Origin of the sequence: Candidatus Ruminimicrobium bovinum (assembly GCF_902760015.1) — a bacterium.
Classification (GTDB): Bacteria; Elusimicrobiota; Endomicrobiia; order Endomicrobiales; family Endomicrobiaceae; genus Ruminimicrobium; species Ruminimicrobium bovinum.
The window spans coordinates 1-8,289 of the sequence record NZ_CACWEU010000249.1 but is presented as its reverse complement, the minus strand read 5'-3'; the positions used below and the strand labels follow the sequence as shown (position 1 = coordinate 8,289).

Here is an 8,289-nt window from a genome sequence, read left to right as displayed (position 1 = left end):
GATACTGACTTCGTAGAAGCAGTTACCGATGTAAACTGGGACAAAGAAATTGCTCAGCCAAATGGTAAAGCTCTTATTGAAGGTCTTACTCAGGATGTTATTGAATCCGACCTTGGTCTTGCTAACACAGCATTCGTTGGTGCTGGTTGGGGCCCTCTTACAAAGGCTAATGGTTTCTTGCGTTCTATTTCTACCGAATCCCGTTATGGTTTCGTTGACCCAATGATTGATTCTATCATGGCTTCTTGTGGTCAGGCTTTCACACCAGTTGATGCCGAACCTCTCTATGCTAAGGGTGAATTGACCAAGATGGGTGGAACCGAATATCGTATGCAGCAATTCTTACCATCCTTTGAAATTTCTGCTGATTTGGCTAATGAATTGGCTTCCGCTACAGTATCTACCTATACACAGGGTGCTACAGCTGACACTATCGTATTGAGTGGTGTAACTGAAGATATCCCAGTTGGTACACCATTGTTCATTAAAGATGTTTATGCTACTAACCTTGTTGGTAATAAGACCTCTAGTCTTAAAGCTTTCATCGTAATTGAACAGGTTGAAGCCGGTACTGTTAAGGTTCGTCCAGTTGATTTCGCTGGTCAGGGAACTAAAGAAGCTATCTTCAAAGATGGTACTAATGTAACAGCTGCTGGTTTGGCATCCAAGAAACTCGTTGACTCTATTAAAGAAGGTGTATATTACACTGGTGTAATTCGTCTTGATGGTGTTATGGAATTTGATACCTTGAAGAAACAAGATTGGTCTAATGCCGACTTGACATCTAGCGGTATTGAAGGAATCAATGTTCACTGTGCTCGCGCAGTTAATGTTGAAGCCGGTACTAACAAGACCAGATGGGCCGTAGCCGCTATTGCAGGTGTAATTGAACCTCGTGGTGTTGCTTACGTCTGCATTAAAGACGAAGTTCCAAACAAGGTTGTTCTCTAATAGATTGACCGAATAAACAAACAAATAAGAGGGCCAAAGGGGCCCTCTTTCTTGTTATATTTGAACTTTAGGTTTATCAAATAGTTCTTTATATTTCTCTATATTACCTTCAAGCCATCGTTTATTTAAATACTCATATTGATATTCTATAATTTCATCATAATGAGCATCACATTGTTTCATAGCATATTCTATTTGTTTAGCTGTGGCTCTAACTGGAATCTTCTGTAATTCGTGAGCATAGTGATATGGACTATTATCAAAGTCACTAACCAAACATACTCTACCTACAGCACATGATTCAAGATATTTCAAATCACTCTTACAACAGTTAAAGAAATTATCTGCTAATGGTGCTATAATATACTTACATTGATATGCTATATTATAGAAGTAATGAGCATAACTCATCATATCTACCCAATTATAAACTCGTCTAGGTTTAATAAACCAAGGACAAATACCCATAATATCTACATCTTTATCTTTCAAGAATTTATCCCATTCTGCTGTGAAATCACCATACATGTGATTTGGATTACTGAAATGGGTTGGTGAACCAGCATATAATATTGTATTTGTTTGTGGTTTGGCTAGTCTTGGGAAATTCCATTTAAATCTTGGTAACATATTTGGGATAACTCTAATCTTATGAGCATCCACATACTGTGATAATGAATCTTTCAATGATTCAGTAGTACATGTAACAATATCTGCTAATTCATTTAAATGTTCTTTCATTGAAGTTCTATTCTCTTGCCAAGGTACATTTGTGAAGTTATACTTTGGTAATTCATCCCAAACATTATCATCATAGTCTACAACAAATTTAATATCTTTCCCTTTAGATTTAATTTCGTTCTTGATATTCAATAATGCTTCAAAGTTCTTCTCACCAGCTACTCGTTGTGTGAAATAGTAATCTTGATTATGATAATGAAACTTACCTGGTGGACAGATAGTGATATTATAATCTTGATACAATAAATCTGCTACATTTGTGATACGATAATAACCACATGCGGATTTATCCATTGGAACTGCATCTATATTAATATTACTCATTTATTCTTCCTTATTGTTATTTGATACTTTGTGTGTGCTAAATTCATAAAGATAATCATCAAGTTCTTCATTACAATGTTTCATAATTTCTTGTTGTTTAAGATAGTTCTGTTTCTTACTTTCATAATAATGGATAAATGAAACATAACAACATCTATATGCGAAACTGTATATTGAACTACCTCTATCTTTCTCAAATTTGGGTAATGCTTGTAATAGTTCTAATACCCCTTGTTCAAATAGTTCAGCTCTTTCTATCATAGGTTTATTCTTAAATTTAGGATTCTCTTGTACAATGTAGATTATTGTATAAACATACATCGCATATCTATCATCTTCTTCTGTTGTTAATCTTTGGTTATCTTTGACCTTTAAGACTAAATCTGTGAAATCTTCTAAATCTAAATCATAATACTTCACATAATCTGGTGAATTATGGTCGGCATGGCAGTTTCTCTTTCGTCCAGGGTCTTTCCATTTGGGCATGAAATACATCTTAATTTCCTTATGTTTGGGGTTGAACTTTCTATTATTTATACTAATTATTAAACATACAAATAATTATCATACGGCTATGCCTTGGAGGAAGGATTAATATGGTAAACGATAATGATATTGTGCAGTGGGCATATCTATTAGACCCTGCATTCCAAATAGTTAATACTGCGGGTAAACCATTAACAGAAGGTTATATTGAAGTTTATTATCAGGGAACCCGTGACAAGTATTATTGTGCTAATGACTTTGATGGCACATTACTTCCATTTCAAATTCCATTAGATAGTTTGGGTTCCAATATTGTATTGGCTAGCCCAGATAATGCTTACGATATCTACATTTATAATAAATTCGGTTCTCTTATCATGTCCCGTTATAATGTTAAACCTGGACATGGTGCTGGTGGTTCTGGTGGATTAACTACTATTACTATTACATCTAGTGATGGTACTGTACAAATTGATAGAACCGGTAATACTTACGATTTATCTATTCAAGATACTATTGATAGAATTGATGAGCTTGAAGAAGCTATTGCTTCAGTATCTGGTGTTACAGAATACTCAGTAGCTACTGGTTATGGTGATGGTGGTACATTCGTATTAACAGATAAAGATACCAAAGATATTACATATCTTAATGATATGAGTGGTTGGAGATTACAACCAGGTAAAGTTTATCAGTTAAACTTTAATACCAAATTTACATTAGATGACCAATATAATAATCTTGTAGAAGGTAAACTTTATCTTGATGGAGATATGAGTTTCTCACAAGATTGGTCTTTCACATTAGATGACTCATTTGACCATATTCATCATATTAATGGTTCTACTATTATTGTAGTACCAGATTCATTACAATATTATGATTTAGCATTGAAATACACTTTCAATAGTATTGTTAATTGTGCAGTAGATTTAGAGAATATTTCTATTGTAGATATTACAAGTATAGTTAAAGACCCTAGTGCTGGTGAATATACTGCTGGTGATGGTATTAACATTACTAACCAAATTATCTCAGTTGACATGGATTACATCAATGAACAAATTAACATTGATGAGAAATTAAGTTCTGCTGTTAATATTGCTAATGATTATACAGATAATTCTATAAATGAAGTTATCTCTACAATAAACAATGTAAGTGGTGATATCATTAACTATGTTGATAATTCTATTGGTGATGTTGTAGATGTTATAGCATCTGCTACTGCTACATTAGAACAAGAAATACAAGATATTCCACCACAAGTTCAATCCGACTGGGAACAAGATGACTCTACACAAGTAGATTATATTAAGAATAAACCAGATGAAATTGAATTAATTGCTGGACAGAATATTGGTTTATTTGAAGGTAATGGTACATTAACCATTAGTGCTTCTGCCACAGATTTATCAGATTATGCTACACATAGTGAAATATATTCTGCTACTACTTCCGCTATTAATAGTGCTAATTCATACACTGATAATGCTATCTCTAATATAGACTTTAGCGATTATTCTACTCATAATGAAGTTTATAGTGCTACATCTACTGCTATTGCTTCAGCTAATAGTTATACAGATACTGCTATTGCTAATATTGATTTAACACCAGCTGTTGAAATAGTTTCACCTAATAATACAATTTCTGTATCTTCTGTAACAGATAGTGTTAATAATACAAAGACATTCTATATTGATACAAATAGTCCAGATACAAATTATTGGATTGGTGAAGCTAACTTATCTTTGAGTGACCAAAGTTCTCAAGGACAAGTTGGTTATTATAAAGATGTATTTGATTATACTACTAAATTAAATGGTAATCTTGATGCTACCAAGTTAAAGAAAGGTTTATATCTATTAACTGCTAATGTAATGATTGTTGCTGATGAAGTTAACAATGATTTGGCAGAAATTCAAATACAGAGTAATAGTACATCTGCTATTTCATTCACTAGTTCTGTATTCCAACACGATTGTTCTGTTGCTGATACACTTGGTGAACCAATGGATGAAAGCCATCAGATTGCTACTATTGTTAGAGTTGTTTATGATGATACCCCAATGAGTTTAATTGCTCGTATGGATGACCCAACAACTGTTTCTAATGAACTTCATTTGTGGTTCAGTGATATTGGTTTGTATGAACTTAATGGAACATCTATTGGTGGTGGTTCTTCACCAAGTGCTAGTGGTTCTTATGATGCTGGATGGGGTATTGTAATAAATGGAAATGTAATTTCTGTTAATCCAAATATTATACCAGATATTAGTAATTTAGCTTCAACTACCTATGTTGATAATAGAATTGCTTCTGCTGTTAATATTATTGAAAGTGAAATTCCTGATGTATCAGATATGGCAACTCAAACTTGGGTTAATAGTCAAGGTTTCTTAACAGAAATTCCTAGTTATTATGCTACTGACACAGAAGTTAATAATGCTATCGCAACTGCTATTAACTCTATTCCTGCACAAGTCAATGCAGATTGGAATAGTACAAGTGGTAAGAGTGAAATCTTAAATAAACCAGATTTAAGTGTATATTCTACTCATGCTGAAGTATATAATGCTACTGTAACAGCTATCAATGTAGCCACTGCTAATATTCCATCTCATGTTCAATCTGATTGGACAGAAGATGATAGTACAGATCCTTCTTATATACAGAATAAACCCGAGACAATAGATGTTGATGTTTGCCCAATTATTGCTGGTAATGGTATTAGTATTACTGCTAGTGGAGATAGTGCTGTTCTTTCATGCACCGTCACAGGATCAGGTGGTGAGAGTTATTCAGCTGGTAATGGAATTGATATTACTAACAATACTATTTCTATTGATAATACAGTCGCTCTAAAGAGTGATATTCCTGATGTTACTGAATTTGTAACATCTACTGAAGTAAGTGCTATTGTTGGTTCTGTATCTTCTATTATTGAGAATGATATTCCTGATACTAGCGATATGGCTACAAAGACTTGGGTTACTTCACAAGGATATTTAACAGAAGTTCCAAGCAATTATGCTACCGATACAGAAGTTGCTAATGCTATTGCTACTGCCGTTAGTGCTATTCCTTCTCAAGTTCAAAGTGATTGGGATGAAGATGATACTACTGATCCATCTTATATACAGAATAAACCTGAAGAAATAAATCTTGTTGCTGGTACTAATATTTCTATTACTGCTAGTGGTGATAATCTTGTTATTTCTAGTACTGCTTCTAGTGTTGAACCAATAGAATATACTGCAGGAAATGGTATTGATATTACTAATAATACAATCTCTATTGATAATACTGTTGCTTTGAAATCCGAAATACCAGATGTATCTTCTTTCGTAACATCTAATGAAGTTAGTGCTATTGTTGGTGCAGCTACTGCTGAATTACCAACATTTGAACAAGTTCAATCAGATTGGACTGAAGACGATACTACTGAACCTTCATATATTCAGAATAAACCTGAAACTGTAGACATAGATGTATGCCCAATTATCGCAGGTGCTAATATCACTATTACCGCTAGTGGTGATTCAGCAGTTATTAGTTCTACAGGTGGTGGTGGTTCTACATATACAGCCGGTACTGGTATTGACATCACTAACGATGTAATCAGTGTAGATAATACTATCGCTACAAAGACTTGGGTAGGACAACAAGGTTATTTGACATCTGTTCCTTCTCAATATATTACTGAAACAGAATTAGCAAGTGAACTTACAGATTATGCTCTAAAGACAGACATTCCTGACCCAGTAAGTGGTGCTAGTGGTGTTAAAGTTGAAGATAGTGTTGTATCATTAGATAATCCAGTTGGTTTGTGTGCTGGTGATAATATTACTATTACTGTGAGTGGTGATAGTGCTATCATTAGTGGTCAAGCCGGTGGCGGTAGTACTTATACTGAAGGTACTGGAATTGATATTACTAATGATGTAATTTCTATTGACGATTCAGTTGTTGCTACAAAGACTTGGGTTGGTAATCAGGGCTATCTAACTACTGTACCATCTACTTATGCTACTGATGCAGAAGTTTCTAGTGCTATTGCTACCGCTATTGCTAATGTTGATACTGTATCTATTGATGTTTGCCCAATATTAGCAGGTGAGAATGTAACTATTACAGCTAGTGGAGATAGTGCAGTAATTGATGCTACTATTGATACTTCTACATTTGCTACAAAGACAGAAGTTCAAACTGTTAGTGCTGCAATACCAGATACTAGTGATATGGCAACAAAGACATGGGTAGGTAACCAAGGATATCTAACTTCTATTCCTTCTACTTACGCAACAGATACTGAGGTTTCAAATGCCATAGCTTCTGCTACAACTGGTATGGTTACATATAGTGGTAATACAGCTATTAACCATATTCAACTTGTATCTACATTACCTGCTTCACCAGATGCTAATACACTTTATCTAATTCCTGAGGCTTAATATGAGTTTCAAATTAGGAAATACAAATATTAGTGAACTCTATGTGGGAAATTCCAAGATAGCACAAGCCTATCTTGGTTCTTCCCTTGTATTCTCTTCTGCTCCTGCATTTGATGGTTATGTAGTCAAAGTAATGTGGCACGATGGTCATTCTTCACAAGTTTCTGCTCAAGGTTTCAAATTCAATGGAACTACTGTTTCTTCTTCTATTGTGAAGAAAGGTTATCTATATACTCAAGATGGAGGACTTCAAGTTCTTACGGCAAGTGATATAGAATCAGCTTGTGGTGAACACGACCAATTCATTATGTGGGGTAAGGGTTGTGAGTTCTGGTTTGAGAATAATGCTAACTTAACTCAATTTATGTGGCACTGTTTCCAATATTTCCAACCTGATGGAACTTGGAATGTAACTATTAATAGATATACAGGTGATACTATTGAAAGTACACCAATCTACAGCAATACAGCAAGTCCTGCACAAGATGCTTGGTTAACCTTTACTGTATAATGGGAGTAATTTATGAATATTAGACCTTTAATTGTTGTAAGAAGTATTGTACCACCTGAACCACCAGGACCTGTTATTGAATGGGATGTTTGGGATAGAACAACATACGATGATTCTAGCTGGGAAGAAACCTTAACCAAAGATGGTACTGTTGGTACTGTTACAATTTCTAAAGCATCTCAATTCATTAACTTTGGTGCTAATGTTGATACATTCTATGGTGATAATAGTTTATCTACATTAAATGTAGAATTAACAAAGCACTTTAGATTTAATGATACTTCTTCATTAACGGATGCTACTACTGTATATTCTACATTAACAAATGGTGTTAAATCACGAACTACTGGAGATGGATTTATGTTAATTGGTAGTGGAAGAACTATTAACATAAATGGTAATGGGCATGTAATACAAGGTTTATATTGTTATAGTACAAATTCACAGAATGGTGGTTCTTTCTTAAGATTTACTGGTGGTACATTTAGTTTAAATAATCTTACATTTGATAGATGTTTATTTAGAAGTAATGCTCAAGCATCTTCTGCTTTCTCTATGATTAATAGTGGTGCTAAATTTGTATCTAGTTATCTTAACTTTAATAAATGTGCTGTTGCTAGTGAGTCTACTTCTCAATATCAATGTATTATGTTTGGTTTCTTAAATAGTAATGCAAGTACAACTTATGAACATATTAATACTTCATTCTATGGTTGTGGATTTAAAGGTTCTAGAAGTTGGTCTGATTATTCTTGTGGTGATGGTGGTATTTCTAACTGGAGTTCATCACCAACATTCTATTCTAAATGGAATAATAGT

At 33.9% G+C, this 8,289-nt stretch carries 6 protein-coding genes; 4 read left to right on the top strand and 2 right to left on the bottom strand.

Going from position 1 to position 8,289, the window contains the following annotated elements:
• A partial coding sequence (locus ACMUOV_RS08405; RefSeq protein ID WP_413854693.1) for a hypothetical protein occupies positions 1-951 on the top strand: 951 nt, incomplete at its 5' end.
• A 54-nt stretch (positions 952-1,005) separates the two neighbouring features.
• Here ACMUOV_RS08405 and ACMUOV_RS08400 read toward each other — a convergent pair.
• A complete protein-coding gene (locus ACMUOV_RS08400; protein ID WP_413854692.1) occupies positions 1,006-2,016 on the bottom strand; it encodes a hypothetical protein in 1,011 nt (336 codons plus the stop codon).
• Positions 2,017-2,502, bottom strand: coding sequence for a hypothetical protein (locus ACMUOV_RS08395; protein WP_413854691.1), 486 nt, complete (start codon positions 2,500-2,502; stop codon positions 2,017-2,019).
• A gap of 110 nt (positions 2,503-2,612) precedes the next feature.
• On the opposite strand from ACMUOV_RS08395, the gene ACMUOV_RS08390 reads away from it, so the two are divergent.
• From ACMUOV_RS08390 to ACMUOV_RS08380, 3 genes are all read left to right on the top strand, one after another.
• On the top strand, positions 2,613-6,959 hold the full coding sequence (locus ACMUOV_RS08390; protein ID WP_413854689.1) for a hypothetical protein: 4,347 nt from the start codon (positions 2,613-2,615) through the stop codon (positions 6,957-6,959).
• Position 6,960: 1 nt separating this feature from the next.
• Positions 6,961-7,470, top strand: a complete 510-nt coding sequence (locus ACMUOV_RS08385) for a hypothetical protein (RefSeq protein WP_413854688.1) — start codon at positions 6,961-6,963, stop codon at positions 7,468-7,470.
• A gap of 12 nt (positions 7,471-7,482) precedes the next feature.
• Positions 7,483-8,289, top strand: an 807-nt coding sequence (locus ACMUOV_RS08380; RefSeq protein WP_413854687.1) for a hypothetical protein, incomplete at its 3' end; no start/stop codon positions are given.

Excerpts from the sequence above, each read along its gene's own strand:
- ACMUOV_RS08400 (WP_413854692.1), bottom strand. The coding sequence starts at position 2,016 with ATGAGTAATATTAATATAGATGCAGTTCCAATGGATAAATCCGCATGT.
- ACMUOV_RS08395 (WP_413854691.1), bottom strand. The coding sequence starts at position 2,502 with ATGCCCAAATGGAAAGACCCTGGACGAAAGAGAAACTGCCATGCCGAC.
- ACMUOV_RS08390 (WP_413854689.1), top strand. The coding sequence starts at position 2,613 with ATGGTAAACGATAATGATATTGTGCAGTGGGCATATCTATTAGACCCT.
- ACMUOV_RS08385 (WP_413854688.1), top strand. The coding sequence starts at position 6,961 with ATGAGTTTCAAATTAGGAAATACAAATATTAGTGAACTCTATGTGGGA.